This window comes from Lebetimonas sp. JH292 (genome assembly GCF_000523275.1).
In the GTDB taxonomy this organism is placed as follows: domain Bacteria; phylum Campylobacterota; class Campylobacteria; order Campylobacterales; family Nautiliaceae; genus Lebetimonas.
On record NZ_ATHQ01000001.1, the window covers coordinates 80,237 to 106,452 of the forward strand.

At 33.5% G+C, this 26,216-nt stretch carries 30 protein-coding genes and 1 pseudogene; 9 read left to right on the plus strand and 22 right to left on the minus strand.

From position 1 onward, the window contains the following. Nucleotides 1-30: 30 nt before the first annotated feature. Together nhaD and nadB are read right to left on the minus strand one after the other, a co-directional pair. On the minus strand, nucleotides 31-1,338 hold the full coding sequence (gene nhaD, locus DZ64_RS0100420) for a sodium:proton antiporter NhaD (protein WP_024788993.1): 1,308 nt from the start codon (nucleotides 1,336-1,338) through the stop codon (nucleotides 31-33). Then, the gene (gene nadB, locus DZ64_RS0100425; RefSeq protein WP_024788994.1) at nucleotides 1,331-2,758 is read right to left on the minus strand and encodes an L-aspartate oxidase; all 1,428 of its coding nucleotides are present in this window, start codon (nucleotides 2,756-2,758) and stop codon (nucleotides 1,331-1,333) included. Before nadB ends, nhaD begins: the two co-directional genes overlap by 8 nt. Before the next feature lie 137 nt (nucleotides 2,759-2,895). On the opposite strand from nadB, the gene DZ64_RS0100435 reads away from it, so the two are divergent. Next, nucleotides 2,896-3,324: a DciA family protein gene (locus tag DZ64_RS0100435; RefSeq protein ID WP_024788995.1), complete on the plus strand. Its 429-nt coding sequence runs from the start codon at nucleotides 2,896-2,898 to the stop codon at nucleotides 3,322-3,324. On the opposite strand, the gene DZ64_RS0100440 is transcribed toward DZ64_RS0100435, so the two are convergent. Genes DZ64_RS0100440 through DZ64_RS12555 form a run of 6 tightly spaced genes read right to left on the minus strand, consistent with a single transcriptional unit; the run spans nucleotide 3,301 to nucleotide 7,700 of the window. After that, nucleotides 3,301-3,690 carry a hypothetical protein gene (locus DZ64_RS0100440; protein WP_035002985.1) on the minus strand — a complete coding sequence of 130 codons (390 nt, stop codon included), beginning with the start codon at nucleotides 3,688-3,690 and terminating at the stop codon, nucleotides 3,301-3,303. The two genes, DZ64_RS0100435 and DZ64_RS0100440, sit on opposite strands and share 24 nt — an antisense overlap. Before the next feature lies 1 nt (nucleotide 3,691). After that, on the minus strand, nucleotides 3,692-4,987 hold the full coding sequence (locus tag DZ64_RS0100445; protein WP_024788997.1) for a phenylacetate--CoA ligase family protein: 1,296 nt from the start codon (nucleotides 4,985-4,987) through the stop codon (nucleotides 3,692-3,694). Beyond that, nucleotides 4,984-5,391 carry a PaaI family thioesterase gene (locus tag DZ64_RS0100450; protein WP_024788998.1) on the minus strand — a complete coding sequence of 136 codons (408 nt, stop codon included), beginning with the start codon at nucleotides 5,389-5,391 and terminating at the stop codon, nucleotides 4,984-4,986. The genes DZ64_RS0100445 and DZ64_RS0100450 overlap by 4 nt, the downstream gene beginning before the upstream one ends. Then, nucleotides 5,378-5,902 carry a 2-oxoacid:acceptor oxidoreductase family protein gene (locus DZ64_RS0100455; RefSeq protein WP_024788999.1) on the minus strand — a complete coding sequence of 175 codons (525 nt, stop codon included), beginning with the start codon at nucleotides 5,900-5,902 and terminating at the stop codon, nucleotides 5,378-5,380. The genes DZ64_RS0100450 and DZ64_RS0100455 overlap by 14 nt, the downstream gene beginning before the upstream one ends. Continuing rightward, nucleotides 5,899-7,230: a thiamine pyrophosphate-dependent enzyme gene (locus DZ64_RS10335; protein WP_201768451.1), complete on the minus strand. Its 1,332-nt coding sequence runs from the start codon at nucleotides 7,228-7,230 to the stop codon at nucleotides 5,899-5,901. The genes DZ64_RS0100455 and DZ64_RS10335 overlap by 4 nt, the downstream gene beginning before the upstream one ends. After that, on the minus strand, nucleotides 7,230-7,700 hold the full coding sequence (locus DZ64_RS12555) for a hypothetical protein (protein WP_201768452.1): 471 nt from the start codon (nucleotides 7,698-7,700) through the stop codon (nucleotides 7,230-7,232). Before DZ64_RS12555 ends, DZ64_RS10335 begins: the two co-directional genes overlap by 1 nt. 94 nt (nucleotides 7,701-7,794) lie before the next feature. Here DZ64_RS12555 and DZ64_RS12510 point away from each other — a divergent pair, with 94 nt between their 5' ends. Beyond that, entirely contained in the window at nucleotides 7,795-7,968 is a 174-nt protein-coding gene (locus tag DZ64_RS12510; protein ID WP_173391327.1) for a symporter small accessory protein, read from the plus strand. Further along, a pseudogene (locus DZ64_RS13935) lies at nucleotides 7,965-9,610 on the plus strand (sodium:solute symporter). The gene DZ64_RS12510 and the pseudogene DZ64_RS13935 overlap by 4 nt, the downstream one beginning before the upstream one ends. On the opposite strand, the gene DZ64_RS0100475 reads toward DZ64_RS13935, so the two are convergent. After that, on the minus strand, nucleotides 9,600-10,739 hold the full coding sequence (locus DZ64_RS0100475) for a cation:proton antiporter (protein ID WP_035002987.1): 1,140 nt from the start codon (nucleotides 10,737-10,739) through the stop codon (nucleotides 9,600-9,602). The pseudogene DZ64_RS13935 and the gene DZ64_RS0100475 sit on opposite strands and share 11 nt — an antisense overlap. Before the next feature lie 40 nt (nucleotides 10,740-10,779). Between DZ64_RS0100475 and uvrC the strand changes: the two genes are divergently transcribed. From uvrC to acs, 6 genes are all read left to right on the plus strand, one after another. Beyond that, nucleotides 10,780-12,600 carry an excinuclease ABC subunit UvrC gene (gene uvrC, locus DZ64_RS0100480; RefSeq protein ID WP_024789001.1) on the plus strand — a complete coding sequence of 607 codons (1,821 nt, stop codon included), beginning with the start codon at nucleotides 10,780-10,782 and terminating at the stop codon, nucleotides 12,598-12,600. Next, nucleotides 12,597-13,367, plus strand: a complete 771-nt coding sequence (locus tag DZ64_RS0100485) for a bifunctional riboflavin kinase/FAD synthetase (RefSeq protein WP_024789002.1) — start codon at nucleotides 12,597-12,599, stop codon at nucleotides 13,365-13,367. Before uvrC ends, DZ64_RS0100485 begins: the two co-directional genes overlap by 4 nt. A gap of 123 nt (nucleotides 13,368-13,490) precedes the next feature. Beyond that, nucleotides 13,491-15,425: a ribosomal protection-like ABC-F family protein gene (gene abc-f / locus DZ64_RS0100490; protein ID WP_024789003.1), complete on the plus strand. Its 1,935-nt coding sequence runs from the start codon at nucleotides 13,491-13,493 to the stop codon at nucleotides 15,423-15,425. A gap of 4 nt (nucleotides 15,426-15,429) precedes the next feature. After that, on the plus strand, nucleotides 15,430-16,287 hold the full coding sequence (locus DZ64_RS0100495) for a YihY family inner membrane protein (protein ID WP_024789004.1): 858 nt from the start codon (nucleotides 15,430-15,432) through the stop codon (nucleotides 16,285-16,287). Beyond that, a complete protein-coding gene (gene ppa / locus DZ64_RS0100500; protein ID WP_024789005.1) occupies nucleotides 16,245-16,763 on the plus strand; it encodes an inorganic diphosphatase in 519 nt (172 codons plus the stop codon). Before DZ64_RS0100495 ends, ppa begins: the two co-directional genes overlap by 43 nt. 121 nt (nucleotides 16,764-16,884) lie before the next feature. After that, a complete protein-coding gene (gene acs / locus DZ64_RS0100505) occupies nucleotides 16,885-18,837 on the plus strand; it encodes an acetate--CoA ligase (RefSeq protein WP_024789006.1) in 1,953 nt (650 codons plus the stop codon). Here acs and ubiE read toward each other — a convergent pair. From ubiE to DZ64_RS13625, 13 genes are all read right to left on the minus strand, one after another. Beyond that, the gene (gene ubiE, locus DZ64_RS0100510; protein ID WP_024789007.1) at nucleotides 18,834-19,541 is read right to left on the minus strand and encodes a bifunctional demethylmenaquinone methyltransferase/2-methoxy-6-polyprenyl-1,4-benzoquinol methylase UbiE; all 708 of its coding nucleotides are present in this window, start codon (nucleotides 19,539-19,541) and stop codon (nucleotides 18,834-18,836) included. The genes acs and ubiE overlap by 4 nt on opposite strands. 7 nt (nucleotides 19,542-19,548) lie before the next feature. Then, nucleotides 19,549-20,529 carry a hydrogenase expression/formation protein HypE gene (gene hypE / locus DZ64_RS0100515; RefSeq protein ID WP_024789008.1) on the minus strand — a complete coding sequence of 327 codons (981 nt, stop codon included), beginning with the start codon at nucleotides 20,527-20,529 and terminating at the stop codon, nucleotides 19,549-19,551. A gap of 84 nt (nucleotides 20,530-20,613) precedes the next feature. Then, nucleotides 20,614-21,732 carry a hydrogenase formation protein HypD gene (gene hypD / locus DZ64_RS0100520; protein WP_024789009.1) on the minus strand — a complete coding sequence of 373 codons (1,119 nt, stop codon included), beginning with the start codon at nucleotides 21,730-21,732 and terminating at the stop codon, nucleotides 20,614-20,616. Continuing rightward, on the minus strand, nucleotides 21,725-22,033 hold the full coding sequence (locus tag DZ64_RS0100525; protein WP_024789010.1) for a HypC/HybG/HupF family hydrogenase formation chaperone: 309 nt from the start codon (nucleotides 22,031-22,033) through the stop codon (nucleotides 21,725-21,727). Before DZ64_RS0100525 ends, hypD begins: the two co-directional genes overlap by 8 nt. Nucleotides 22,034-22,085: 52 nt before the next feature. Then, complete coding sequence (gene hypB / locus DZ64_RS0100530) at nucleotides 22,086-22,874, minus strand: hydrogenase nickel incorporation protein HypB (RefSeq protein WP_024789011.1); 789 nt, start codon at nucleotides 22,872-22,874, stop codon at nucleotides 22,086-22,088. A 101-nt stretch (nucleotides 22,875-22,975) separates the two neighbouring features. Then, nucleotides 22,976-23,752 (minus strand): energy-coupling factor ABC transporter ATP-binding protein, encoded by a 777-nt coding sequence (locus DZ64_RS0100535; protein WP_236618616.1) that lies wholly within the window; start codon nucleotides 23,750-23,752, stop codon nucleotides 22,976-22,978. After that, nucleotides 23,745-24,152, minus strand: coding sequence for an energy-coupling factor transporter transmembrane protein EcfT (locus DZ64_RS0100540; RefSeq protein ID WP_236617778.1), 408 nt, complete (start codon nucleotides 24,150-24,152; stop codon nucleotides 23,745-23,747). The genes DZ64_RS0100535 and DZ64_RS0100540 overlap by 8 nt, the downstream gene beginning before the upstream one ends. 121 nt (nucleotides 24,153-24,273) lie before the next feature. After that, a complete protein-coding gene (locus DZ64_RS0100545; protein WP_024786763.1) occupies nucleotides 24,274-24,585 on the minus strand; it encodes a PDGLE domain-containing protein in 312 nt (103 codons plus the stop codon). Beyond that, entirely contained in the window at nucleotides 24,582-25,238 is a 657-nt protein-coding gene (cbiM, locus tag DZ64_RS0100550) for a cobalt transporter CbiM (RefSeq protein WP_024789013.1), read from the minus strand. The genes DZ64_RS0100545 and cbiM overlap by 4 nt, the downstream gene beginning before the upstream one ends. 96 nt (nucleotides 25,239-25,334) lie before the next feature. After that, complete coding sequence (locus tag DZ64_RS0100555) at nucleotides 25,335-25,580, minus strand: hypothetical protein (RefSeq protein ID WP_024789014.1); 246 nt, start codon at nucleotides 25,578-25,580, stop codon at nucleotides 25,335-25,337. Nucleotides 25,581-25,624: 44 nt separating this feature from the next. Then, the gene (locus DZ64_RS0100560; RefSeq protein ID WP_024789015.1) at nucleotides 25,625-25,909 is read right to left on the minus strand and encodes a hypothetical protein; all 285 of its coding nucleotides are present in this window, start codon (nucleotides 25,907-25,909) and stop codon (nucleotides 25,625-25,627) included. A gap of 12 nt (nucleotides 25,910-25,921) precedes the next feature. Further along, nucleotides 25,922-26,095, minus strand: a complete 174-nt coding sequence (locus DZ64_RS12125; RefSeq protein ID WP_236618617.1) for a hypothetical protein — start codon at nucleotides 26,093-26,095, stop codon at nucleotides 25,922-25,924. Further along, a complete protein-coding gene (locus DZ64_RS13625; RefSeq protein WP_255327496.1) occupies nucleotides 26,067-26,192 on the minus strand; it encodes a hypothetical protein in 126 nt (41 codons plus the stop codon). Before DZ64_RS13625 ends, DZ64_RS12125 begins: the two co-directional genes overlap by 29 nt. Nucleotides 26,193-26,216: the final 24 nt, after the last annotated feature.

Here is a 26,216-nt window from a genome sequence, read left to right on the forward strand (position 1 = left end):
AATGAAATTGTAACAAAAAGAAAGGGAAAATTAATACCAGTGTAGAATTTCGAATTGAACATACCAGATGGCACAGCTTAGGAGATATCCGATTAATACAGCCCAAGCATATTTTATATGTGTATTAAATGTATAAATCCCTCTCATTCTACCCATAACCCCAACACCGGCGGCACTTCCAAAGCTGATTAAGCTTCCACCAATTCCGGCTGTCATAGTAACAAGCATCCACTGGGCTGCATCCATTGGAGGGTCGGCTTTTAAGATAGCCGCCATTACAGGAACGTTATCTATAATAGAACTTATAAACCCAACACCGATATTTCCCCATGTTGGACCTATTATTTCATAAAGTTTAGTAACATAAAAAAGCCATCCAAGAAAATAGAGTGCCCCTACCGCCGAAAGAATACCAAAAAAGAAAAGCAGTGTATCATGTTCTATTTTGGCCATATTAACAAACACATCTATTTTTTCTTTATATTTTCTTTTATGATAAAAACTGTAAAGTTCCAATAATGCCAAACCAAACATCATCCCCCACATTGCCGGAAAATGCATTACAATATGCCCGAATACCGCAATAGCAATAGTAAGAGCACCTAAAAATATAATAACCTTTCCACCGTTTTTCATTTCAACTTTAGGGGTAGTCAAAGCATCAAAATGAGGCTTGCCTTTTGGTACAAAAAGACTTAAAAGCCATGCGCTTAAAAGCCATCCTATAAATACAGCCGGAAACAATGCTAAAAAGTCTATTATTTCGCCTTTCCCGGAAGTCCATGCCATAAGTGTTGTAATATCACCAAAAGGAGACCATGCACCCCCGGCATTTGCAGCCACCACTATATTTATGGCTCCAGGAACCAAAAAATTGATATTATGTTTATCTATAGTAATCAGTACTGTTGAAAGAATAAGCGCTGTAGTCAAATTATCGGCAAAAGGGCTTATCCAAAATGAAAGTGTCCCTGTTATCCAAAATATTTTTTTATAAGTATAGCCTCTTGAAATTAAACGGTATTTCAAAGCGTCAAACACACCTCTTTCTATCAGACTTTCTATATATGTCATGGCAACCATTAAGAAAAAGAAAATCTCCGCTATTTCTTCAATCAGGTGTTTAAGCTCTTCGTGCAGCGGTGAAGGGTCAAGATGGTTTAACCAAAAATATGTGCCTATTAGCAAAAATGAAAAAGTACCTATAAAAAGTGCCGGTTTTGATTTATTTATTTCAAATTTTTCTTCTGTTGCAATAAAATAATATCCGACAACAAAAATAGCCAAAACAGCTATTCCGACCCATGTATGAGTGTAATTTACAATTTCTTCATGCATTTTTATCCTTTCTGTAATGAGCCCCGAGAGACTCTTTTCTTTTAATAGCCGCTTTTATTATTTCCCTTGCCGTTAGAAATCTCAACTTTGTAAGCCGCCCGAGCTTATCAATATGTTTTTCAACGAAATCCAACGCCTCACTTAAACCGTTTTTTGTTCTAATTATACCAACATTTTTCCACATTATTTCCCTTAACATATTTTTATATTTTTTATCATTTTCTTTAAATAATATTTCATCATTTATATCGAATATTCTTTCATCAGTTTTAAATCTGTTTTTTAATATATCCCTTGCGGCTTTTCTGCCGAATACAAAACATTCAAGCGTAGAATTGCTTGCAAGCCTGTTAGCACCGTGAACTCCCGTATTTGCCACTTCCCCGGCAGCATAAAGGTTTTTAAAATTTTTTATTTTAGCATTCACATCAACCACAATTCCACCCATAAAATAATGAAATGCAGGAGATATTGGAATTTTTTCAAAAGGCACCTTTATATCATAATCCCTCAGTTTGTTAAAAATTGTAGGAAAACGGTTTTTAAAATATTCCTCCTCAAACATACTTACGTCCAAAAACACTTTATGGCCTTTTTGCTGATGCATAAAAATAGCTCTGCTTACAATATCTCTGCTTGCAAGCTCCCCTCTTTCATCATATTCAAACAAAAACCTTTTTCCTTCTTCGTCAACCACCCATGCACCTTCCCCTCGCAAGGCTTCAGTCAACAATAATTTTTGAGAAAATTTACTTTGAATAAATACAGTGGGATGAAACTGTGTAAATTCCATATCGTTTATTTCCATTCCCTTTTCTATTGCAATTCCCTGAATATCCCCCGAAATAGTTCTTGCGTTTGTGTCATATTTATATAAAGCGCCTATTCCCCCGCTTGCAAGTATTATATTATTTGCATAAACATTATATTTTTTATTGTTTTTAAGCAGACTCACACCGTAACAGACACCACCTTCTATTAATAAATCAAAAACTACTGCATTATCTAATAAATAACTTTTGTCTTTTTTTATTAAAAACCTGTGAAGTTCCCTTCCTGTAGCGTCTCCCCCGGCATGATAAACCCTCGGGACTGAATGTGCCGCTTCTCTTGTAACACCTTCGAATTTAAATCCGTAATTTTTTAAATCTTCTTTTAATTTAAGAGACGAGCGCGATAAAATTTCAACCATTTCTTTATTGTTGTGAAAACCCCCCGCCCTGATAGTATCTTCTATATGAGCAGGCACATCCTCTTTATCAAGAGCCATTGTAACTCCGCCTTGTGCATAGAAACTGTTTGCATCCCACACTTCTTTTTTTGTAATTATTAAAGTTGACAAATCAGAATTGTCATTTATATATTTTGCTGCCCAAAGTCCGGCGATTCCGCTTCCTATTATAACTACGTCAAATTTCATTTTATCTCCATAGTATTGTTTATTTCTATAATTTTAAGTTCACTTGAATTAATTTCTTTGGTTATATTTTGTTCTTTACCTGGCCAAACAGGGTCTGCCTTATAGCCACATCCTAAAAAAACAGATATAATTATAATATGAAAAAAGCAAAAGATATACTTAAACATTTATTTAATCCCTTTAATGATAAATTACAAGAAAAACGTTGTTTAAAAAAAATTATAGCACTAATGCCCCGTAAATACAATAAATATATAACTTCTTATTCTTTAAAAGGAGAGATTTTGTATATAAACGTATCACATCCAGCACTCAGGCAGGAGATTTTTTATAATAAAAATATAATTTTTTCTATTATAAAAACACTCCACAAGGCAAATCAGTGCAACAGTATAAATCCAAAAAAAATAGTTACATTTTATAAATACCAAAAACCTTTAGCACCGCCAAAAGAAATAAAATTTTATATTAAAGAAGCTGGAAAATTTGAAATAAAAACAAAAAAAGAAAATTTAAGAAAAAAATTTGAAGAAATAAAAAATTTAATAAACTCTAAACCCGGTTAAAGCTTTTTTTGCTTTGTTTATATCTGAAACTTTAAATGCAAAAGAACCTTTTCTATCCGAATTAACTGTATAACAATAATTTATATCAATACCGTTTTCATTTAATGTTGAAACAATTTTGTTTAGAACCCCTATTTCATCATCAACTTCAACTATTAACACATCGCTAAGAGTTAGAGAAAAACCGCTTTTTTCTATTGCTTCGGTAGCTTTTACAACATCTTTTGTCAAAATTCTGAGTATTCCAAAATCACTTGCTTCAACCAGTGTAATAGCCTTAATACTGACATTCTCTTTTGCCAAAGCCTCGGTAATTTCTTTAAGCCTTCCTGTTTTCCTTTCCAAAAACACTGAAATCTGTTTCATTTTATTTCCTTTTATCTACTATTCTTTTTGCTTTACCCATACTTCTTTCTATACTTTTTGGCTCAACCAGATGAACAATGGCATTAATGTATAAATTATTCAAAAGTGCCTGTTGCAGTTCTTTTTTGATTTTTTCAAGTTTTGCAACATCATCAAACATAATACGCTCATCAACTTCAACCATTAATTCCAATTTATCCAAATAACCTTTTTTATCCACAACTATCTGATAATTTAAACTGACCCCCTCTGTATTCGCAATAACATGTTCCACCTGGGAAGGAAATACATTTACGCCGTTTACTATCAGCATATCGTCTGCCCTTCCCCTTACACTCTCCATCCTTACAAACGTTCTGCCGCATGCGCAAGGAGTTCTATCAAGTCTTGTAATATCACCCGTTCTGTATCTTATTATCGGAAGCGCATGTTTGGTAAGAGTGGTTAAAACAAGTTCCCCTTCTTCGCCCTCAGATAAGACTTCACCTGTTTTTGGGTCTATTATTTCAGGATAAAAATGGTCTTCATTTATATGAAGCCCCTCTCCCATGTTGCAGCTGCAGCTGACCCCGGGCCCGATTATTTCACTGAGACCGTAAACCTCGTAATAATCTATCTGCCACGCTTTTGCAACTTCTTCCCTAAGCCCTTTACTTGTCGGCTCGGCTCCGAAAAAACCGGCTCTAAGCTTATAATTTTTCCTAAATTCAGGGCCTTCTTTTTTTGCCTCTTCTGCCAAATGCAAGGCAAAACTAGGAGTGGCACACAAAATTGTAGCCCCAAAATCACGCATTAGCATTAACTGTCTTTGGGTAAATCCACCGCTTGCAGGCACTATTGCAGCCCCGATTTTTTGAGCCGCTTCGTGAAATCCGAGTCCGCCTGTAAAAAGTCCGTATCCGTATGCGTTATGAACTATATCTTTACTTGTGACATTCGCCATATAATAGCATCTTATCATCACTTCATTCCATACATCCATATCATGTGCGGTATAACCCACAACAGTAGGTTTTCCGGTAGTTCCTGAAGATGAATGAATTCTCACAACCTCACTCATAGGCACAGTAAAAAGTCCGAACGGATAATTGTCCCTTAAATCCTGTTTTTTAGTAAACGGAAGTTTTTGTATATCCTCAAGTGATTTTATATCATCAGGAGTTATATTTAATTCATCAAATTTTTTCTTATAAAAAGGGCTTAGATAATAAACCCTGCTTACCACCTCTTTTAATCTTTTAAGCTGCACTTTTTCAATTTCTTCCCTGCCTGCACTTTCTATTTTATTATAAATCATTTTATCTCCTTTAAATCTTTTTTTGTTTTATAAACAGTTCCTTTAAAAAAAGCAATAATTTTATCTTTATGAGTTATTTTAACTTCATATGTGCCTAAACGGTTACTTTCTCCTATAAGTTTTGCCTCTGCAATTAATTCATCACCCTCTTTTGCAGCATTTATAAAAGATATGCTCGTATCGATTGCCAAGGCAATTTTCCCAAAAGAGTTGCTTGCAACGGCAAACGCAAAATCAGCCAGTGTAAAAATAGCTCCACCATGACAAACCCCGGCAAGATTTAAATGAAATTTTGTAACCTTCATTTTTGCTTTTGCATATCCGTATTTAACCTCAAGAAGTTTAATACCTATATTTTTTCCAAATTCAGCATTTTCACTGAAAAAAAGTTTAATATCTTTCATAATTAAGTGCTTTATCCAAAATTTCAAAATTAGCCTCAGCAAATTTTGGATTAATCTCTTTTATAGCTTCTTTTACCTCATCTACGCTGAAAGGAAAATTTTTAACATTTTTTAATGCAACTCCCAGCATAAACACATTAAGCCCTTTAACATCAAACAGACCCTCTTCTGCCAGTCTGTTTGCATCTACAATATACTCATTTGCATCAATTTCAGGAAAATTATCTGCATTTACAACCAAATCCCCGCCTTTTTTTAAATATGGAAGATTTATAAGTGCTTCATCCCGATCAAGCCCAATTAATAAATCAGCCTGTCCGTAATCAATCAATGGATTATAAAATTCGCCTATTTTAATATGAGAACTCACACTTCCGCCTCTCTGACTCATCCCGTGATTTTCCGTTCCTAAAAATTTATACCCTTTTTTAGCGGCACAAATGCTGAGTACCTTTACTAAAAATACAACGCCCTGCCCGCCAAATCCTGCTAAAAGTATCTGATATTTCATTTATCTCTCCTTATGAATGCGTCCGTAGGACAGACCCCGCTGATACACACACCGCATCCGACACATAAAAGCGGGTCAATTTCTATTTTTCCCCTTTCATTATATGCCATTGGAGGACATACAAACTGGGTGGTGCATACATCACACGCAACACATTTTTCTTCGTCCACTGTAGCAAAAATACCTTTTAAGTTTTCTTTTGCTTTTTCTTTATCCAACACACAGAATTGTCTGCTAATTACAACCAAAGGGACTTCAACATTTTCAAATTTTTTCTTTACATCTTTAAAAAAGTTTATGGTTTTATTAATATCAGGCTCGTAAAAATACTCCATTACCTCAGCACCACATCCCTCAGCAACTTTTTTTAAATCTACTTTCCCGGGGACAGCCCTCTCAGGCGTAGCTTGTCTTCCCGTCATTGCAACGGTTGAATTATCCAAAATCACAAGTATAAATTTAGCTTTTTGATAAACTGCATTAATTAATGGCGCTACACCTGAGTGAAAAAACGTTGAATCACCTATTGTGGCAATTACCGTTTTTTCTTTATCGGCAATACTGAAGCCGTGCGCCATTGACACACTGGCCCCCATACATAAAACTGTGTCGATTGCTTTTTGATTGATTCCAAGTGTATAACACCCTATGTCTGAAGGATATATCGATTTTTTAGGCCGAAACACTTTTTTTATTGCAAAAAAGATATCTCTGTGAGGACATCCGGGACACAAATTCGGTTTTCTATGCTTCACTTCAAAATTCTGGGTAAATATAGGTTTATAAATATTTTCCCCATTATATAAACCTATATTTTTTAAAGCCTTTAAAACCCTCTCTTTTGTCATCTCGTCAATTGAATGCACATCATTTGTCATTTTTCCGTAAACATTATGGCTTCTAATTTCTTCTTCAATTACCGGATAGGTCTCTTCAATTACCAATACTTTTTCATATTTTTTAATTAAATCTTTAAGCTGATTTAACGGCAGAGGATAAGGCATATCAATTTTTAATATATCGATATCTAAATTTAATTCATCAATTACCTCTTTTACATATCCAAAAGCCGCTCCGCTAGAGATGATTAAATTTTTTGTACCTTTGAGCTTATTGATTTTTGGTTTTATAAATACCTCATAATTATATTTTTTAATTTTTTCTAATTTTTCTTCCCTCTCATATGCCTGAGCCAGTCTTCCAGCCCTTGGAACAGCAGCCCATCTTGGAATATTCCTTTCAAAATTTCCTTCTTTTGCTTCAAATTTATGCTCTTTAAGTTCTACAATTTCTCTTGAATGCGAAACTCTCATTACACTTCTTAGCATTACAGGAATTTCAAACTTTTTAGAAATTCGCTTGCCTTTATTGTAAATTCATAAGCCTCAGCAGGAGTTGCTGGGTCTAAAACAGGAATTCTTGCGAATCTTGCAAACTCACGGCTGTCCTGTTCTGTCTGGGATGAATGAAAACCCGGATCATCAGCTACAATTAAAACAAATCCTCCCTTGTTTCCAATAAAACTTGCGCTCATTAAGGCATCACTTGCCACATTAAGCCCTACCTGTTTCATTGTGACAGCACTGTTCAGTCCTGCTATTGCACCGGAAAAAGCCACTTCAAATCCCACTTTTTCATTAGTCGCCCACTTTGCATAAACAGGCAGATTTTTAGAAATTTTTTCAAAAGTCGTTAATATTTCACTCGAGGGGGTACCTGGATATCCGCTTAGAATTTGAGTATTGCTGTGCATTAGTCCATATGCAATTGCCTCATTACCCATTAATGTCTGTTTCATTTTTTCCCTTTTATTTATCAATTTTTATAATAATATCAAAAAAGTTTAAATATTAATTAATTTTATATTAAAATTCTAAAAAAAAGGAAAAAAAATGAGCCATTTTGATATAGGCGTCTGTTCAGCTTTTTGGCTGACAATACTAAGCGCCCTGCTTTGTGTGATTTACGGTTTGATTAATTGGAACAAAGGTGATGAGGAAAGCAATGAAATTCTTTTAAAAAAATGGGCCGATGAAGAAAAAGAGCTTAACGAGGAGTTACTATGAGCTTTTGGGAAATTGCACTAATTATCCTTTATCTGTTTGCTTTGGCATATCTTGGATGGATGGGTTATTCAAAAACAAAAAATTCAACAGATTATCTTTTAGCGGGACGTGAGGCACATCCGTTTGTAATGTCTCTTAGTTACGGTGCCACATTTATTTCAACCGCTGCAATCGTCGGATTCGGTGGAGTGGCGGCATGGCTTGGAAATTCGCTTTTGTGGCTTACCTTTTTAAATATTTTTGTGGGGATTTTTATTGCATTTGTTTTTATAGGTGATCCGACAAGAAAAATGGGATTAAGGCTTGACGCCCACACGTTTCCTGAGTTTTTGGGCAAAAGATATGATTCAAAATTTATTCAGATTTTTGCAGCGCTTATAATTTTATTTTTTATGCCTTTGTATGCCACGGCTGTACTAATCGGAGGTGTTCAGTTTATCAGTGTCTATTTTCATGTGGATTATCACATAGCATTATTAATATTTTCACTGATAATCACTGCTTATGTTTTAGCAGGCGGGCTCAAAGGGGTTATGTATACCGATGCACTTCAGGGTTCAATAATGTTTTTAGCTATGATTGTTTTAATAGTAATGGTGTTTTATTCACTGGGGGGAATAAACGAAGCGTTTGCAAAACTTGATAACGTTTGGCAAATTACGGTAATAGACAAGCTTTCAAATACCGATTTAAAAGATTTAGTTCCAAGAAGCGGTGATTTTATGATGAAATTATCTCAGATATGGGGATTTCAGGGCTGGAATAAAATGCCGTCATTTTTATCTCCGGGTTGGCTTTTTGTAATAACCACAATTACCTTGGAGTTGGAATTGGGGTTCTGGCCCAGCCACAGCTTATAGTTAGGTTTATGACGGTAAAAAGTAAAAAAGAACTAAACCGTGCAGTTTTAATAGGAGGGATTTTTATTTTGGCAATGACTGGTGTTATTTTTATTGTGGGAAGCTTAAGCAATGCATGGTATTTTGAAAATTACGGAGGTAAAAACGCCCTTGAAGCGGCGGGGGCAATTGGAAAAGTAATCCCCCATTTTATAAATACGGCAATGCCGCACTGGTTTGGATTTATTTTCCTTTTTGCTCTTATCTCAGCAGCAATGTCCACTTTATCAAGTCAGTTTCACACAATGGGGACGGCTGTCGGCAGGGACATTTTTGAAACACTCGGGGCTGATAAAAACAAAACTACTTTATGGACAAAAATCGGAATTGTCATTGTAATTCTGTTTTCAGTATTTTTAGCTTTTAAATTTCAAAAGGCCCCGGCAATTATTGCGAGAAGTACGGCTATTTTCTTTGCACTTTGCGCATCTGTATTTTTACCTTCTTTTATTTTTGGGCTTTTTTCAAAAAGAATCACTAAAACAGCGGCAATTTCAAGTATGTTTGCCGGATTTTTTGTATCGCTTTTTTGGCTTTTATTTTGTCATTTTAAAGAAGCAAAAGCTTTGGGCGTTGCCAAGGCGCTTTTTGGTGTAAATTCTATTTTGGGCCACAGCAAATGGGCTTTTGTAGATGCCATGGTTATCGCCCTTCCTCTTTCAACAATAACTTTAATAATAGTTACAATGATTACAAAACCTGACACAAAAACGATAAAAAAAGCTTTTGGCATTAGAGGATAAAATCTTCCAGCTCTTCCTCTGTAATTTCACTCGGCATTCTTTTCATTAAAACAGAGGCGGCCAAAGATGTTGAAATTATAATTAATAACAGAGAAACATAAGTATTTACATCAATAATTTTAAATTCAAGTCCAAAAACACTCGCCACTATTCCAAATGTAAGTCTCATATTAAAAAAAAGCCCCGCAATTTTATATACAGTTTTTTTAAAAAAAGGTTTTGTCGCAATTACGGTCGCCAGATATTTTGTGCCAAACGCTATAATTCCAAGTATTATACTCAAAAATAAAATCTTAAAATTAATAACGTCAAGTTTAATTGAATATCCCGCTTTAAAAAAGAAAAAAGGAGCCACAAAACCAAAAATTATAGCCCTTAATTTTTTTTCTATCATTTCATTTTCTTTTAAAAATTCAGAAAAAAATATTCCCAAGGCAAACGCTAAAACAGCTTCGTTAATATGTATCTCTTTTGAGAGAAAACCGATTGAAATTAAAATTGCAATAATAAACCTTATAGGAAATTCTATATGATTGCCTGTGTATCTGGCAAATAATTTTTCACCTAATTTAGGCAAAACAAACATTACTATTAACAGTACGCCTAAAAAAAGAATATTCTGATAATTTATTCCTTCAAACAAAAAGCTCAGTGAAAACATACTGATTATATCCACAATCATAGCCCCGGTCAGAAGCGTCTGACCGGAATTAAGATGAAGCATATTTTTATCTTTTAAAAGCGGATACACGAGCGCCAGAGACGTGGTGGAAAGCGCTATGCTTATTAGCAAAGACGCTTTAAGGGAATAAAGTAAAATAAATTTACCAATCAGAAATATTGAAACAAACGGCAATAAAAAAGAAGACACCCCTATAAAAACGGCTTTTATAAAATTTTTCTTAAGAAGTTTTAAATCACTCTCTATACCCGCAAAAAACATAAGCCCCAAAAGTCCCACATTTGCCAGAAATTCCGCCCATTTTAAATCACCCATATGGAAAAAATTAGCGGCTATACTTCCCGCTATAATTTCAAAAATAGCAGGGGAAAAACTAATCTCAAGTGCAATAATTCCGGCAATTATTATTAATGCCACTACTACCAGACTCTCTATTTCAAGTTTCATTTTAACCTTTTTTAGTATAATTTTATCAAAAAGGAGAATATTGCAAAAAAAAATAAAAAATTTACCGCCCAAACCGGGAGTTTATCAGTATTTTGACAAAAACGGCAAACTGTTGTATGTGGGAAAAGCAAAAAACCTGAAAAAAAGAGTAAAAAGCTATTTTAGATTTAATCCTTTCAGAGCGGCGGATAATTTAGCCCCGAGAATATATAAAATGATAAATGAGGCAAAAGAGCTAAATTATATAGTCGTCGAAAGTGAAAGTGACGCACTTATACTTGAAAATTCTTTAATTAAACAGTTAAAACCCAAATATAATATTCTTTTAAGGGATGATAAAACATATCCTTATATTTATGTGGATATGGATGAGCTTTTCCCGAGACTTGAAATAACAAGAAAAATAATAAAAGGCAAAAATATAAAATATTTCGGACCCTTCAGCAGCGGTGCGGGTGCAATTTTAAAAACAATATACGAAGATATTCCCCTTGTTCAGTCAAAAAACTGCATAAAAGGAAAAAAAGCATGCCTTTATTATCAGATAGGAAAATGTTTAGCGCCATGCGTTGGTAAGATTACCCCGGAAGAATATAAAAAATATATAAATAAAGCAATTGAACTAATCCTTGACAAAGAAAAAATTCTAAATATTCTTTATAAAAAAATGGAAAAATTTGCCAAAAACCTTCAATTCGAAGAAGCAGCTGAAATCAGAGACAGAATAAAATCTATCGAAAATGCCGAAATTTATTCTAATGTGGATTTGGCAAAACTTGAAGATTTGGACATTTTTGTTGTAGAAACATTTAATAATAAGGCTGTAATAATCAGAATATTTGTAAGGGAAGGAAAAGTAGTCTCCGGCACTCATAATATAATAAATGCTCAAACTGAAATAGATAAAAATGAAACCTATAAAAGAGCTATTTTAGAATTTTATAACAGAGAAACTCCTTTTACATCCTCAAAAATTTTAGTGGGTGAAGATTTTGAGGAAAGAACTGCTTTAAGCAAATTTTTAAGTGAAAAATTCAAAAGAAAAATTTCAATAGTTACACCGACCACAAAAGAGAGAAAAAATTTAATAAATTTGGCTAAAATTAATGCAAATGAAATTATGAAAAACCAAAAAGAAAACAATATTCTATTTGAAATAAAAAAGCTGTTTAATTTACAAAACATACCATATAAAATAGAAGTATTCGACACTTCCCATATGCATGGAGAGGCAACAGTCGGGGCAATGGTGGTTTGGGAAAATGAAGAATTCAAAAAGTCTGAATACAGACACTATCATCTTGAGGGAAAAGACGAATATTCCCAAATGAAAGAGCTTTTGACAAGAAGGGCAAAAAGTTTTGACAAAACACCCCCGCCGGAGCTTTGGCTCATTGACGGGGGGCCTGCCCAGATAAATATAGCAAAGGAAATAATTGACTCAACAGGAGCAAATGTTGATATTTTAGGCATTGCAAAAGAAAAAATAGACGCTAAAGCCCACAGGGCCAAAGGAAAAGCAAAAGACAAAATTTATTTTAATTGGAAAATGGATAACGGAGAATACAAAATCGAAAAAATAGAACTTAATGAAAATGATAAAAGACTTATGTTTCTTCAAAAATTAAGGGATGAAGCACACAGATTCGCAATTGAATTTCATCGTAAAACAAAAAGAAAAAACGACACTCAAATTGAACTTTTAAACATCAAAGGCATAGGAAAAGCAAAAATGACAAAACTGATAAACTATTTTGGAACATTTGAAAATATTAAAAACGCATCTTTAAAAGATTTGGAAAAGGTTTTAAATAAAAAAGATGCATTGATTTTATATAATTTTTATAAAGAAAAAAAATGAAAACAGTGGCAATTGGTGGATTTGACGGAATGCACATCGCACATCAGAAAATTTTAAAAAAAGTGGATTTTTTTATTGTTATAGAAAAAGGAAGCTCAATCACACCGGGGTTTGACAGATGCGAATATACTAATTTAGGGTGTGAATTTATGTTTTTGGAAAAAATAAAACATTTAAAACCTGTTGAATTTATAAAAATATTAAAAAAAATGAATGTAAAAAAAATTGTGGTTGGTGATGATTTTAAATTCGGCAAAAACAGAAGTGGAGATATTAATTTATTAAAAAAATATTTTGAAGTTGAGGTAATAAAAGAGATTAAAATAGAAGAAATCGGGGTGCATGCCCATATCATCAGAAACTTTATAAAAAACGATATAAAAAAAGCAAATAAATTTTTAGGAAGAAGTTATAAAATCAAAGGAACACCAATAAAAGGTCAGGGGCTTGGAAAAAAAGAGTTGGTCCCAACAATTAATATAGAACTCTTTAAGCCGTATGTAATTCCTAAAGAAGGGGTTTACATAACCAAAACAAATAATTTTCAATCGCTTACTTTTATTGGAAAGCGCTCAACCGATGGAAATTTTTCAATTGAGACGCACATAATAAGTGACAATGTAAAAATGGTGAGTAGTGAAAATGGATTTATAGAAATTGAATTTATTGATTTTTTAAGGGAAAACAAAAAATTTGATACTTTATCTGATTTAAAAAGACAGATTTTAGAAGATATTGAAAATTTAAACGGCAGCTATTGCCAATGAAGTAGCAATAAGCAAAAATGTTGCTATTAACACCAAAATATCTACTTTCATTTTCACCTCCTTTGTTATTTTGCAATAAAAGGATAACAAGGTAAAATTACAAAAAGATAACAAAGGGCAAAATTGGCACTAATAGATTTATTAAATATAAGCAAAAAATTTGAAGCTCAAAAAATATTATGCAATATAGAATTTCATCTTGACGAGGGCGAAAGAGTAGCGCTTATAGGTAAGAACGGAAGCGGTAAATCTACTTTAATGAAAATAATTGACGCCACTATAGAAGCCGATGAGGGAGAAATAATTACAAAAAACGGCATAAAAATAAAAAGATTAAAACAAACCCCAACATTTCCCATAGGTCTTAGTGTAAGAGAGGCTATTGAAAATGAACTTACCGAATTCAAAGAAGCTTATCAAAAATACATGCATTTTGCGGAAGCATATGCAAAAAATCCGGACAATGCTCAAATTCAAATGGAAATGGACAAAATTTCAAAATTCCTTGATTTCCACAATGCCTGGAATTTGGATGACAGGATTGAGAGAATTTTACACGAATTTGATTTAAAAAAATATGAATTTAAAGATATATCACTTCTTAGCGGAGGAGAACAAAGAAGAGTTGCTCTTGCAAGTCTTTTGCTTCAAAAACCGGATGTTTTGCTTTTGGATGAACCGACCAACCATCTTGATGTGTATATGACTGAATTTTTGGAAGAAATGCTGCTTAAAGAAAAATATACCTTTTTAGTGGTAAGCCACGACAGATATTTTATAGACAGAGTCGCCTCAAGGGTAATAGAACTTGAAAACTGCCGCCTCAGAAGTTTCAAAGGCGGATATGCAAGTTATTTAAAGCAAAAAGAAGAACTTCTAAAAGCAAAAGAAAAAGAATTTGAAAACGAAATAAGACTTCTTAAAAGAGAAGAAGAATGGCTGAGCAGAGGGGTTAAAGCCAGACTTAAAAGAAACGAAGGCAGAAAAAAAAGGGTATTGGAACTTAAAGAAAAAGTAAAATACGACAAAATGGAAATAAAACAGATTGAAATGCAGCTAAAGCGGGAACTTTTGGCAAAAGAAGAAGATAAAATCAATAAAAAAAAGGTTATGTTCGAAATTGAAAATTTAAGCAAAAGCCTTGGAAATAAATTATTAATAAAAGATTTTAGCACAAGAATTTTACAAAAAGACAAAATTGCAATAGTCGGTAAAAACGGGAGCGGAAAATCTACGTTTTTAAAGCTTCTAACAAAAGAGGAAACACCCGATGAGGGAATAATAAAAATCGGGGAAAATGTAAAAATAGGTTATCTAGACCAGAGAAAATCAATGCTTAATGACAGCAAAGATTTAATAGAAACTTTTTGCCCAAAAGGAGGAGACAGGGTAAATGTCAGAGGCAGAAATATGCATGTCTACGGATATTTGAGAGAATTTTTATTTCCTCCGGAATATCTAACAAAAAAAATAGGTGTTTTAAGCGGGGGTGAGAAAACAAGAGTTGCGCTTGCACTTCTTTTTACCAAAGATTTTAATGTATTAATTTTAGACGAACCGACAAACGATTTGGATATTCCGACTATTAATATTTTGGAAGAATACCTAATGAATTATGAAGGAAGTGTAATTTTTGTAAGCCACGACAGATATTTTGTGGATAAAATTGCAAAAAAACTGTTTGTTTTCAAAGGAAACGGAATTGTGGAAGAGAGTTTCATACCTTATACGGAATTTCTCGAAATTGAAAAAGAGCTAAAATTAATCGAAAACGAAAAATTAAAAATAGAAAATAAAAAAAAAGAAAGGCCAAAAAGAAAACAGACAAAACTTTCTTACAAAGAACAGCGTGAGCTTGAAGAACTGCCTGTACTTTTAGAAGAACTTGAAGCAAGCATTGCGGAAATTGAAGAATGTTTAAGCAATCCTGATTGCTATAATGAAAAAGGTCTTGTTAACCTAACCGGGGAATTGGAAGAGATTAAAAAACTTTATGATGAAAAAGTGGAAAGATATCTTGAACTAGAAGAAAAAAAAGAATCCCTTATACAAGGATAAAAAAATGGATACAAAAAAAACTATTAAAAATTCTTATATTTTTCTTAAACATTTAAAAGAAGATATTTTGGATGAAATTACACTATATGCCGCAGCTATGAGTTTTTATACAATTTTTTCTCTTGTCCCTATTCTTCTTATCATTCTTTCTTTTATAGCAGGCTCTCCTTTTTTTTCGGATATATATGATAAATTGGAAGGTTTTATATCTTCAAACCTGCTTCCTACAAATAAAGAAATAATCTCATCTTATCTTCAAAATTTTTTGACAAATTCATCCAAAATGGGAATAATCGGAGGTATTTATATAGTGGTGACATCTATTCTGTTTTTTAATAACTTCGAAGAAATAGTCTCAAGAATTTTTAAACAGGATAAAAGGAATATCTGGGAGAGAATAAAACTTTACTGGACAATGATTACGCTTTTTCCGATTCTTTTCGGAGTTGCTATGTATCTGTCTATAAAATTTCAGTTTTTTCTTGACAAATCCACTTTGACATCATGGATAAAATTCGGGAAAATTCTTCCTTTTTTACTTATTTGGATAACATTTTTTTTATCGTATAAAATAGTTTTAATAAACGAAAAAACAACATCAACGCTAATTTCTTCATTTATTGTAACAATCTCCTTTTTTATAGCTAAAAACACATTTATTTATTATGTGTTGATCAATAAAACATATACATCTATTTACGGTTCCATTGCCACTTTAATGTTTGTGTTTTTATGGATTTATATTAACTGGATAATCTATATAGGCGGAATTTACTTAATTAAATATTTGGATATAATTACAGAAAAAAAGGAGAAATTATGGATATTTCAAAAATTAAACCAACCGAAGATGAAGCAGTAAACGCTGTTATAGAAATTCCACAAAGAAGCAATATAAAATATGAAATAGATAAAGTTAGCGGTGCCGTATGTTTAGACAGAATTCTTTACGGAAGCCAGTTTTATCCTGCAAATTACGGTTTTATCCCAAATACTCTCGCAGATGACGGAGACCCGATTGATATATTGGTTCTTTCAACCGAAAGCGTTGTTCCGGGATGCGTTATTAAATCAAGGGTAATTGGTGTTTTAATAATGGAAGACGAAAACGGGCAGGATGAAAAAATAGTAGCCGTTCCTGTTACTAAACTGGACCCTCAAATGGCAAAAATTAATTCTTTGGAAGATTTACCTGAAATTAAACTAAATCAAATCAAACATTTTTTTGAAACATATAAAGACCTTGAGCCAGGCAAATGGGTTAAAGTTACAGGCTTTGAAGGAAAAGAAAAAGCGATGGAACTTATAAATAAAGCTATCCAAAACTATAACAAATAAACTCTTTTTTTCTTTTTTTGTTACCAATCTTCACAATATTTAATTGACTTGTCTATTCTTTTTTTTATTTTAACATCATTGATTTACATTTGCATTACAATAAACAAAAAAAGGAGTTTCAATGACAAGTGAAATTTATTATCCTCATAAAGAATTATTCAAAAATCCTGTGTTTAAAAGTATGGATGATTACAAAGAAATGTTGGAAAAATTTGAAAAAGATTTCGAAGGGACATGGGCAAAACTTGCAAAAGAAAAAATTACATGGTTTAAAGAGTTTGAACAGGTTCTGGATGAAAGCAACGCACCCTTTTACAAATGGTTTGTCGGAGGAAAATTAAATGTTACTTATCAGTGCATAGACAGACATCTTGAAGATAAAAAAAATAAAGCCGCTATTATCTGGGAAGGCGATAACGGAGAAAATAAAACAATCACATATCTTCAGCTTTATAAAGAAGTTAATAAATTTGCAAATCTGTTAAAAAATTTCGGTGTTCAAAAAGGGGACAGAGTCGTAATTTATATGCCTATGATTCCGGAAGCCGCATATGCAATGCTTGCATGTGCAAGAATAGGAGCAATTCACAGCGTAGTGTTCGGAGGGTTTTCCGCAGAGGCATTGAAAGACAGAATCATAGACGCAAATGCCAAAATAGTGATAACAGCCGACGGGGCATTTAGAAAAGGCGCTCCTTATATGTTAAAACCCACCGTTGACAAGGCTCTTGAAGGAATTGATTTTGTAGAAAAAGTAATTGTTGTGGAAAGAAACAATGAAGATATAGAATGGATAGAGGGAAGAGATGTAAGCTATAATGAGCTTATTCAAAATCAATCAAGCAAATGCGATCCGGAAGTGATGGACAGCGAAGATCCGTTGTTTTTACTTTATACATCAGGCTCAACTGGTAAACCGAAAGGTGTACAACACTCCCAGGCCGGATACCTTCTCTGGTCTCAGCTTACAATGGAATGGGTATTTGACATCAAAGATAATGACACTTTCTGGTGCACAGCCGATATAGGATGGATTACAGGTCATACATATATAGTTTACGGACCTCTTGCAGCCGGGGCAACAACGGTTATGTTTGAGGGAGTTGCCACTTATCCGGATGCAGGAAGAGCCTGGAAAATGGTTGAAAATTATAAAATCAACCAGTTTTATACTGCTCCTACGGCAATAAGACTTCTTCATAAAATCGGTCCTGATGAACCAAAAAAATACGATTTAAGTTCACTACGAATATTGGGTACCGTAGGCGAACCGATAGACCCTGCTGCGTGGAAATGGTATTATGACAGAGTAGGGGGAGGAAGATGTTCAATTGTTGATACATGGTGGCAAACAGAAACAGGAGGTCATATGATTTCCCCTCTTCCTGCGGCAACACCTATTAAGCCGGGAAGTGCAACATTTCCTCTTCCTGGAATTTTTGCCGAAATTATAGATGAAAACGGTAATAAAATGCCTGAAAACGAAAAAGGTCTTTTATGTATAACCAAACCGTGGCCGAGTATGATAAGAACTATCTGGGGTGATCCTGAGAGATTTGTAAAAAGTTATTTCTCCACTGCAAAAAAGAACGGAAAAGCTGTATATTTCTCCGGAGACGGTGCAATTTATGATAAAGACGGTTATATCTGGATTACAGGAAGGGTGGACGATGTTATCAATGTCTCAGGACACAGACTTGGAACCGCAGAAATAGAAGATGCCGTTAAATTCCATCCTGAAGTTGCCGAAGTTGCGGTTGTAGGAAAACCTGACGAAATAAAAGGTGAAAGTGTATTCGCATATATTGTACTTAAAAATCCTGAAAATATTGCAGAAGAGCTTGAATTCATTAAAGAAGTAAATGAAATTATCAAAAGAGAAATAGGAGCCATTGCAACAGTTGACAATTTTGCATTTGTTCCGGGACTTCCAAAAACAAGAAGCGGTAAAGTTATGAGAAGAATTTTAAGAGCCATTGCAAAAGGCGAAGAAATTACGCAGGATACTTCAACTCTTGAAAATCCTCAGGTTGTTGAAGAAATTATCGCAATAGTTAACACCTGCGAACTTTAATTGGCAGGTTTTCCTGCTTTCTCAGCAATAATCATGGCAACCTGTGAAAAATTAAACAGTTTAACTTTTTCAACCTCAAAACCTGCTTTTTTTAATAAATCTCTCAGTTCATTTACCGTATAAAAATTTTCAATGGATTTAGGCAGATATTCATACGCCTCTTTGTTTTTTGTAATAATTCCCCCTATTTTAGGTAAAAACTTATTTGTATAAAAATCTATACATTTTCTAAATTTTTTCTCTTTATTCGATTTTACAAATTCCAAAATTAAAAGTTTGCCGTTTTCTTTTAAAATTCTGTTAAATTCTCTCAGGGCTTTTTCAATTTCCAAAACATTTCTTATACCAAAAGATATAGAAACAGCATCAACTGAATTGTCTTCGCAGGGAATTTCAGTCGCATATGAGTTATAAAAATTAATTTCCGGAAACCTTTTTTTTGCTACTTCAAGCATTCCTTTGCTTGGGTCCAAACCGCATATTTTAAGTTTTTTATTTTTAATCGTATTTTTCCATATATCAATCATATCACCCGTACCGCAGGCGACATCCAGTATTTTTAAATCATCTTTATCTATTTTGCCAACAGCTTCCTGTACAGCCTCTTTTCTCCATTTTTTATCAATCCCCAAACTTAATATTCTGTTTGCAACATCATATTTGGGAGCAATGGAATCAAACATTTCAACTATTTTTTTCTGCATTTCTGCATTAGCATATCCTCGGCAGCAATTCACCTTTTGGAAGTTCAATATACCTGCTTGAACCCCATGGTGATTTTAATACAACTTTATTTCCCTGCGTTACTTTTCCTATAACAGAAGCGTTCGGATTAAATTTTTTTAATATTTCCTCAGCTTTTTTGGCATCTTTTTCACTTACGGCCACAATAAAGGTTCCTTCATTTGCCAAATCCATAGGTTCAAATCCAAAAATTTCACAAAGACCCACGACATCATTACTAACAGGGACTTTTTCCTCATTTATTTCAATACCAATATTACTTGCATTTGCCCATTCATTCAAAACGGCGCTTAATCCGCCTCTTGTTGCATCACGCAAAGCTTTTATATCTATACCTTCATTTATAAGAGCTTCTATTTCATTCCATAATATTTTACAATCGGTTTTTGCTTCGGTATCCACACCGTATCTGTGGGCCATAATGATACTGCCGTGTTTTCCAATATCTCTGCTAACCAATACAATATCTCCGGGTGTAAGATTATGGGCTGAAATGTTTTCTTTTTGTATATGCCCCACTCCGCTGGTATTTATAAAAATTTTATCAACACTTCCAGCAGGAACGACTTTTGTATCACCGCAGACTATTTTCGCCCCTATTTTGTTCAACTCTTCACTCATTGTTTTTACAATTTTTTCAAGTGTTTCAAAATCTAAACCTTCTTCTATCATAAAACCGCAGCTTAAATATTCAGGTTTCGCACCCATCATAGCCAAGTCGTTACAGGTTCCGGCAACTGCAAGTTTTCCTATATTTCCTCCGTTGAAAAAAAGCGGGCTGACGGTAAAAGAATCAGTCGTAAAAGCTATTTTTCCGTTTGCATTCAAAACAGCTGCGTCTTCGGCACTTGTTAAAATATCGTTATTGAAATATTTATAAAAAAGTTCATTTATCAGTTTATTGGTTTCTTCTCCTCCTCCGCCGTATGCGAGAGTTATTTTATTCATTTTTATCCTTTATACTAATATTACAACCCACTGCTCACCACTCACTACTCACTACTCACCATTCACTATTTTCACCATTTTTAATTATCTTGCATATCTGTAATAAGCATTGCATGCACCCTCATCACTTACCATACAGCTTCCGTAAGGGGTTGAAGGAGTACAGGCCTTGCCGAAAAGTTTACAGTCGGTTGGATTTGCAAGACCTCTTAAAATTTTTCCACAAATACATAATTTATGGTCGTCAATAGGTTCATTTGGCAATACATCCGCATATATTTTTTCAGCATCAAACTCGGCATATTCATCTTTTAATTTAAGGGCGGAAAAAGGTATGTCTCCAAGCCCCCTCCATCTAAAAGTTTCCCTCACTTCCATAAACTCATCAATCATTTTTTGAGCCAGCACATTTCCATCCCAGGTAGTTACTCTTTTATACTGATTTTCAACACGGGGTTTTTTTTCAAGTTTTTGTTTTAACAACATTAAAATACTTTCCATAACATCAACCGGTTCAAACCCGGCAACAACAACAGGTGTGTTATATTCATCCACTAAAAACTGATAACTTTTAGCCCCTATTATAACACTTACGTGACTGGGACCGATAAAAGCGTTAATTCTTGCTTCCCCGCTGTCCATAATAGCCCTCATCGGAGGCGGAACCAAAACATGATTTATATGATAATAAATATTTTTAACTCCCTCATCAAAAGCTCTTTTCATAAGTGCGGCGGTCATAGGAGTTGTTGTCTCAAACCCTATTGCGAAAAAAACAACCTTTTTATCAGGATTTTCTTTTGCAATATTTAAAACATCAAAAGTGGAATGGAGTGCTCTTATATCATAACCTTCAGCCCTTGTTTTTGCAAGGCTTGATTTGCTTCCCGGAACCCTTATCATATCCCCGAGAGTTGCAAGTATGACGTCCGGCTGTTTTGCCAAGGTAATGGCATGGTCTATTCTTTCTTTTGGCATTACACATACAGGGCATCCGGGACCGTGAATAAATTCAATATTTTCAGGCATAAGTTGTTTGATACCGTACTTCATGATGGTATGAGTATGTCCTCCGCAAATTTCCATAACCCTCATAGGCTCGTCAAGATCTTTGGCAAGCCTGTGGATTTCCTTACTTAAAGCTTTTATGGTGTTTGGGTCTCTGAATTTAAAATATAAATCTTTTAAACTGAGTTCACTCATTCTCAGCCTCCGGTTTATATAAAAGCGGACCTTCTTCTTTTACCAAATCTTCAGGTGCAATCGGATTTTCATCCTCCATCGAAGCTTCCGCCAGCTGTTTATACACTTCAATACTTTCGAGTGCAAATTTTTCATCAATTTTACTCATAGCATATCCGACATGAATTAATACATAGTCGCCCGGTTTTACCTCTTCCTGGATTAAATCAAGGCTTACTTTTCTTTTAACCCCCAATGTATCAACTTCGGCCATATTTTTTTCATCAACTTTTAAAACTTTACTCGGTATTGCCAAACACATATTTACTCCTCATTTTATATTTTTCTCATATTCAACATTCATAATTTAACATTCATAATTTACTTAAGTGCTCTTTTCTTTTTTCACTAATCCAGTTAATAATTTCATCAAGACCTTCACCTGTTTTATTGTTAAGCAGCACTACAGGCACTCCCGGTTTGAGTTTATCAGCGGCAACTTTTGCCTTTTCTATATCAAAATCAAAAAAATCAAGCATATCACATTTTGTAATTACTACAATATCGGCCCTTCTGAACATAACAGGGTATTTTTCAATTTTATCGTCGCCTTCCGGAACGCTGACAAATACCATATTATAATGTGCTCCCACATCATAACTCGCCGGACAGACTAAATTCCCCACATTTTCAATAAAAGCGACTTCTGTGTCTTCATATGGAAAATGGGGCATAGCGTTTTTTACCATACCAGCGTCCAAATGGCAGGCTCTTCCTGTTTGTAATTGGAAAGACCAGATACCTTTGTTTCTAATTCTGTCGGCATCCCTGCTTGTTTCCAAATCCCCTTCAATTACGGCAAATTTAAAAGGAAGTTTATCGGAAAGATTTTCAAGTGTCGTTGTTTTACCGCTTCCCGGGGAGCTCATCATATTAAAACATGTAATTTTGTGTTCATTGAATTTTTCCCTGATTTCATCAGCCATTGCATTATTTTTACTTAAAATTTTTTCTATAACTTTAACTTTATGATTCAACTGAGGATTGTTTTTAATATCTTCATTTATTAATTCCTCGTTATGATCATGCCTATGTTCATGATTATGTTCATGCTTATGATGATGCTCATGTCCATGTGTTCCGCATCCGCATTCTGTACACATATTTACTCCTTTATAAATAATAATTCATTTTATTTTGTTGTATTATATCTTATATTTATTAAAAAAAAGTAAAAATAAACTTTTCTTATACAAAAAAGAGACTAAAAATGTAAATGATAATGGGAATGTGCAAAATTTTTGTGTTTGTGTTTATGCTTGTGAATAAGATTGGCTTTTAATAAAACATCCAAATCTTTCATAAGCTCTTCCATATCTCCGTCATAAATAATTTTATGTCCTTCATTCATAACCACGGCCCTCTCGGTTGTTTCATAAGCCACACTTAAATCATGTGTAGCCAAAACAACAGTTTTATCAATTTCAAGCAAAAAATCTATAAACCAGCCTGTTGTTTTTGGATCCATGGCAGTTGTAGGCTCATCCAAAAGTAAAATTTCGGGTTCGTAAGCCAAAATGGAAGCCAACATTACTTTTTGTTTTTCACCTCCGCTTAAATTAATAGGGGATTTTTTAAGATATTTTTCTATTCCAAATTCTTTTGAAATATTAACCACCCTCTCTTCAATATCTTCAAATCCGAATTCTTTGAGTGAAAATGAAATTTCGTCAAATACAGTAGGGTTAAAAATCATCGAATCCGGATTTTGAAAAAGTATACCTATTTTTTTTCTTAATTGTTTGGATAATTTTTTATTTACTTTCTTACCTTCAAAAAAATAATCGCCTTTTTTGGGGAAATAAAGAGCAGCCAAAATTCTAAGAAGTGTGGATTTGCCGCTTCCGTTGCATCCAAGTAAAGAAATTTTTTCATTTTTTTTAATTTTTAAATTTATATTATCAAGTACTTTTTCATCATAAAAAAATTCCACATTTTCAAGTTCAATAATATTTTCCATTTTACATTCTCCGTTATCCATTATCAAAAAATCCCCTTGCTTTCATAGCCAACGTCCTTTCATTTGCATCATGTAATGCTTTATTTAAAAAAAATTCAAATGTTCTTGTTATAAATTTCGGATCTTTGTCTGTGAGTTTTAAAACCCTGCTTTTAAATGCCAATTTAAAATCTTCGAATGTTTTTTTATAAGAAAAAATCTGAGAGAGTGTAATTGTCGTTAAATATCCCAAATCTTTTGAAAAAGCCATAAACTGTACGGGAGAAATTATAGCAAAAAACCAGAAGACAAAATATGTAAGGGAATAAACTTTAAGATTGATATACAAAATATAGTGCCATGGAGAAAGATGTTTAATAAAAGCCATTATAATATAACCCAAACTGACACCTAAATTAAAAACAATAATTGATTTTATCACTCTTATATTAAGTTTTAAAATTTTTTTGAAAGAAACAATCCATAAGAACAGTATACCAACTGATATAAATTCAATATGCTTTAAACTAAGTAAAAGAAAAAAAGTCAGAATAAAAAATATTCTAACTATGAGTATTTTTTTTGGCAAAAAATTTTCCTATCAAATATAAGATTATAAAAACTACTGCGCTTCCAACTACCGCACTGACATAATATCCCAAAACATCATTTGTCCCCGGAAGAGAATAATCCGGAAGCAGAGGATGGGCCAACTGTGGAAAATTAGCCAGTCCTTTTGGAATAAATCCTAATACTTTTTGATAATAATCATTGTCCCATTCTCCAAAAGCGGGTGCACTTGTTAATAAGCCAACTGGAACAGCCGCAATCATAATAACCATTATAATCAAAGCAGTTTTAACTTTCTTATTCATGCCGCAACCTCCTGAGAATTTTTTTCTCTTCTTTTAAGAAAACTGTATACTATTTGAGTAAATACACCGTCAACTACACCGAAAACTCCCAAATGTGCTGCCATCATAGCTGGAATAGCCACACTTAATCCAAATGGAAAATATAAAGGATGTCCGTTCGCAGTATGCCAGAAAATTGGCTGAATCCCAAGAATTATTGCATCAGATAAAGCCGCCACATTTATAGAAATATATCCTGCTAAAAACGGAGCAAATCTTGTTTTGTCTTTCAACCATTGAAAAACATAATAACCGACAAATGCGGCAATAAACGCCATATCAAACGAATTTACAGCCCAGGTGCTTATTCCCCCGTCTCCAAACACTACCGCCTGAGTCAACAAAACAAACGATACAGAAATAAAGGCAATCCACGGGTCAAACATAATGGCAATCAGGGCCGTTCCTATTGCGTGGCCGCTTGTTCCCCCCGGCACAGGAACATTAAACATCATAATTAAAAAACTAAGTGCACTTAATGTTCCAAGCAGAGGAAGAGTTTTTTCATCCAGTCTTTCTTTTAATTTTTTAAATCCGTATGCCCACAAAGGCACCATTACCGCATAACTCACAGCAACAGTTGTTGGTGAAAGATAACCATCAGGTATATGCATTTTAATCTCCTTTTAATTTTTTACAGTGAATTATAACTCATTATCTTAAAAAAAACTTAAATTATACTGATTCTTGTATTATTTCAGAACTAAAATTTATAAGTATTTATCCAGACAAATTTCTGTGCTCATTGCTTTTGAAACATCATAATCTATATATAAATCAATTTCATTTGCTTTTTTATTTTGAAAATCAATATGGCCATAATTTGCTAATAAAGATAATTTGTCATTAACAGGGACTGAAATATTGGAATAAATTGTTTTTGCATCCTTATCAAAAATATGATTTCCCTCTTCTAATGGATTCATATTGTCATATACGTTTCTGTCTATTTTCATAGAGCCAAGCCCACCTTTTTTATCAGTTTTTATAAACCCTATATTTAAAGCAGCAACTTCAAAATCAACCCCGCCTTCAATTTTGCTTTTTTTATCATTTCCTTACTTTTGGAAAATACTAATTTGCCACTGTAAATATCTTTATCGGCATTTAAAGTAACGCCATACCAGTTAGCCAATGTAGGAGCATTATAAAAATAAACATTTGTATTTAAAAAATCCTGTTTACATTCTACATCCAATAAATTCAACCCTTTTCCGTTATTTAAAGTGCTAAATGCTTTCAGTTCCTCATGATTGTTTGCCCTGCCGTGTCTGAATTCATGCATTTCCGCTTAGTTTCAATTCTTCCTGAAACCCGTGTATCCATTGGTAAGTTTCTTTGTTTCTACCGTAGAATTGTCAAAATCTCCGTCATGCAATTCGTTTATTTTGTCATTTGCCCTGAAACCTAAATTAATATTAAAATTATCAAATTTTGCGCTTCTATACATATCTTTCATAATGCAAAGCAAAATCACCTTTAAACTTCCCGTTTTTAAGCGCATTATCAAATTCATTAGCGCATAATAATGTAGATAAAATCAGTGAACATGTTAAAATTTTTTTCACTAATACTCCTTTCATATTTGTAAT

Coding starts and splice junctions, on each gene's coding strand:
- nhaD (WP_024788993.1), bottom strand. CDS start 1,338: ATGCATGAAGAAATTGTAAATTACACTCATACATGGGTCGGAATAGCT.
- nadB (WP_024788994.1), bottom strand. CDS start 2,758: ATGAAATTTGACGTAGTTATAATAGGAAGCGGAATCGCCGGACTTTGG.
- DZ64_RS0100435 (WP_024788995.1), top strand. CDS start 2,896: ATGAAAAAAGCAAAAGATATACTTAAACATTTATTTAATCCCTTTAAT.
- DZ64_RS0100440 (WP_035002985.1), bottom strand. CDS start 3,690: ATGAAACAGATTTCAGTGTTTTTGGAAAGGAAAACAGGAAGGCTTAAA.
- DZ64_RS0100445 (WP_024788997.1), bottom strand. CDS start 4,987: ATGATTTATAATAAAATAGAAAGTGCAGGCAGGGAAGAAATTGAAAAA.
- DZ64_RS0100450 (WP_024788998.1), bottom strand. CDS start 5,391: ATGAAAGATATTAAACTTTTTTTCAGTGAAAATGCTGAATTTGGAAAA.
- DZ64_RS0100455 (WP_024788999.1), bottom strand. CDS start 5,902: ATGAAATATCAGATACTTTTAGCAGGATTTGGCGGGCAGGGCGTTGTA.
- DZ64_RS10335 (WP_201768451.1), bottom strand. CDS start 7,230: ATGCTAAGAAGTGTAATGAGAGTTTCGCATTCAAGAGAAATTGTAGAA.
- DZ64_RS12555 (WP_201768452.1), bottom strand. CDS start 7,700: ATGAAACAGACATTAATGGGTAATGAGGCAATTGCATATGGACTAATG.
- DZ64_RS12510 (WP_173391327.1), top strand. CDS start 7,795: ATGAGCCATTTTGATATAGGCGTCTGTTCAGCTTTTTGGCTGACAATA.
- DZ64_RS0100475 (WP_035002987.1), bottom strand. CDS start 10,739: ATGAAACTTGAAATAGAGAGTCTGGTAGTAGTGGCATTAATAATAATT.
- DZ64_RS0100485 (WP_024789002.1), top strand. CDS start 12,597: ATGAAAACAGTGGCAATTGGTGGATTTGACGGAATGCACATCGCACAT.
- DZ64_RS0100495 (WP_024789004.1), top strand. CDS start 15,430: ATGGATACAAAAAAAACTATTAAAAATTCTTATATTTTTCTTAAACAT.
- ppa (WP_024789005.1), top strand. CDS start 16,245: ATGGATATTTCAAAAATTAAACCAACCGAAGATGAAGCAGTAAACGCT.
- acs (WP_024789006.1), top strand. CDS start 16,885: ATGACAAGTGAAATTTATTATCCTCATAAAGAATTATTCAAAAATCCT.
- ubiE (WP_024789007.1), bottom strand. CDS start 19,541: ATGCAGAAAAAAATAGTTGAAATGTTTGATTCCATTGCTCCCAAATAT.
- hypE (WP_024789008.1), bottom strand. CDS start 20,529: ATGAATAAAATAACTCTCGCATACGGCGGAGGAGGAGAAGAAACCAAT.
- hypD (WP_024789009.1), bottom strand. CDS start 21,732: ATGAGTGAACTCAGTTTAAAAGATTTATATTTTAAATTCAGAGACCCA.
- DZ64_RS0100525 (WP_024789010.1), bottom strand. CDS start 22,033: ATGTGTTTGGCAATACCGAGTAAAGTTTTAAAAGTTGATGAAAAAAAT.
- hypB (WP_024789011.1), bottom strand. CDS start 22,874: ATGTGTACAGAATGCGGATGCGGAACACATGGACATGAGCATCATCAT.
- DZ64_RS0100535 (WP_236618616.1), bottom strand. CDS start 23,752: ATGGATAACGGAGAATGTAAAATGGAAAATATTATTGAACTTGAAAAT.
- DZ64_RS0100545 (WP_024786763.1), bottom strand. CDS start 24,585: ATGAATAAGAAAGTTAAAACTGCTTTGATTATAATGGTTATTATGATT.
- cbiM (WP_024789013.1), bottom strand. CDS start 25,238: ATGCATATACCTGATGGTTATCTTTCACCAACAACTGTTGCTGTGAGT.
- DZ64_RS0100555 (WP_024789014.1), bottom strand. CDS start 25,580: ATGAAAATAGACAGAAACGTATATGACAATATGAATCCATTAGAAGAG.
- DZ64_RS0100560 (WP_024789015.1), bottom strand. CDS start 25,909: ATGCATGAATTCAGACACGGCAGGGCAAACAATCATGAGGAACTGAAA.